The organism is Streptomyces viridosporus, from assembly GCF_002078235.1.
GTDB classification, from domain to species: Bacteria; Actinomycetota; Actinomycetes; order Streptomycetales; family Streptomycetaceae; genus Streptomyces; species Streptomyces viridosporus.
Genome location: NZ_MSGP01000636.1, coordinates 1 through 2,347, shown reverse-complemented (window position 1 = coordinate 2,347; position 2,347 = coordinate 1). Strand labels below are relative to the sequence as shown.

The window sequence follows — 2,347 nt, the reverse complement described above, 5'->3', positions numbered from 1 at the left end:
GCACCCCCCGCAGACCCCGCCCCGTGAGGCGGGCGCTCCTCGCCGTCGTGAGCACGCTGGGTCTCGCGGCGGCCGCCGCGACCGTCGCCACCCCGTCCGCGAGCGCCTCCGCGCCGCCTCCCCCGTCGGGCTGGACCCAGGTCTTCGTCGACGACTTCGAGGGCCCCGCGGGCCGCGGCGTCGACACCTCCCGCTGGCAGTACGCGACCGGCAAGGGCTACCCGGGCGGCCCGGCCAACTGGGGCACCGGCGAGATCGAGACGATGACGTCCAGCACGGACAACGTCTCCCTCGACGGCAACGGCAACCTCCGCATCACCCCGCGGCGCGACGCCTCGGGCAACTGGACCTCCGGCCGCATCGAGACCAACCGCACCGACTTCCAGCCCCCGGCGGGCGGCACGATGCGCGTCGAGGGCCGCATCCAGGTGCCCAACGTCACCGGGGCCGCCGCCAAGGGCTACTGGCCGGCGTTCTGGATGCTGGGCGCGCCCTACCGGGGCAACTACTGGAACTGGCCCGCGGTCGGCGAGCTGGACATCATGGAGAACACGCAGGGCATGAACACCGTGTTCGCCACCATGCACTGCGGCACCGCACCCGGCGGCCCCTGCAACGAGAACAGCGGCATCGGCGGTTCCACCACCTGCCAGGGCACGACCTGCCAGGCCGGCTTCCACACGTACCGGATGGAGTGGGACCGCTCCACCGGCGTGGAGGAGATCCGCTTCTACCTGGACGGCAACAACTTCCACACCGTGCGGGAGAACCAGGTCGACGCGGCCACCTGGTCGAACGCCACGGACCACGGCTTCTTCGTCATCCTCAACGTGGCGATGGGCGGCGGGTTCCCCGATGCCTTCGGCGGCGGCCCGGACGCCGGCACCCAGCCCGGCCACTCGATGCTGGTCGACTACGTCCAGGTGCTGACCTCCGCCGGCGGCGGCACCACGCCCCCGCCGACCGGGAACCGCGACGCCTACGGCACCATTCAGGCCGAGTCCTACGACGGCCAGTCCGGCACGATGACGGAGACGACGTCGGACACCGGCGGCGGCCAGAACGTCGGCGCGCTGGCCAACGGCGACTGGCTGCACTTCAAGGGCGTCAATTTCGGCTCCACCCCGGCGCGGCAGTTCTCCGCGCGGGTGGCGAGCGGCGCGGCGCCCGGCGTCAGCGGCCTGGTCGAGGTGCGCCTGGACAGCCGGAGCAACGCGCCCGTCGGCAGTTTCGCGGTGGGCAACACGGGCGGCTGGCAGTCGTGGCGGACGATCCCGGCGAACATCGGCCCCGTCACGGGCACGCATGACGTCTACCTGACCTTCACCAGCGGTCAGCCGTCGGACTTCGTGAACGTCAACTGGTTCACCTTCGGCCGCTGAGCACCCCCGCACCGGCCTCCCCGGCCGCGGAAGGGGCTCCACGCACGCGTGGAGCCCCTTTTGCGTGTCCGGGGTCCCGCGGGGGCCCGGGAAGGGCGGCGGCGTCCCGCGCGGCCGGGACGGGCGGCATGACCGGCACGGTTCCGCGGTACTCGCCGCTGCGCGAGAAGAAGGTGGTGATCGAGATCGTCCGGGCGACCGGCGTGCCGACCGGCACCGGGAGCACCCCGGTCGCCCGTCCGGCCCACCGGCACGGTCCCGCGCTCGCCCGTCAGGGTGTACCGACCCACGGGGTGCCGCCGCCGACCGTGCAGGCCCGCGTTGCGATCGGAGCCGGAGGGGGACCGACGTGGTACCGGTTCACAGGTGACGCGGGGACGCATCGACTCCGTCGAACACTTCGCGAAGGAATTCCTCACCTCCGCGCGCGGTCGAGGTGACCGCGGGAAAGAAGATGATCACAGTGACCGAAGCAACCGCGACCGCGGGAGCACCGAAGCGACCGTCCGGCGGGGACGCGCCGGTCCGTCCGGCGGACCGCCCCGGCGCGACGCCCCGGTCCGTCCTCCCCTTCCTCGTCCCCCCGTCGGCAGCGGTACCGGCGAATGGCTGAACCCGGCGCACCAGGACACCCGGTACGGGAAAGACCTGCTCGACGCGGTGACGATGCCCCTCGACAGCATGGGAGCTGACGCGGAATGACCGACGAGACGACCGAACCGCGGACGGACACCGCGGGGACCGGGGAGCGGGGAGCGCCCCGGGCCGACGCGGCCCTCCGCGCCCCCGCGGCCGGCTGGGCCAACCCCCTGCGCGACCCCCGCGACCGCCGACTGCCCCGGATCGCGGGCCCCTCGGGGCTGGTCATCTTCGGGGTGACCGGTGACCTGTCGCGCAGGAAGCTGATGCCGGCCGTGTACGACCTCGCCAACCGCGGTCTGCTGCCGCCGGGCTTCTCGCTGGTC

The 2,347-nt window shown here is 73.3% G+C and carries 1 protein-coding gene and 1 pseudogene; both read left to right on the top strand.

Features of this window, described 5'->3' with window-relative positions; genetic code table 11:
• On the top strand, positions 1–1,382 hold a 1,382-nt coding region (locus B7L92_RS34780; RefSeq protein WP_255311274.1), incomplete at its 5' end, for a glycoside hydrolase family 16 protein.
• Positions 1,383–2,080: 698 nt separating this feature from the next.
• Positions 2,081–2,347 (top strand): annotated as a pseudogene (locus B7L92_RS34770) (glucose-6-phosphate dehydrogenase); the annotation flags it as partial.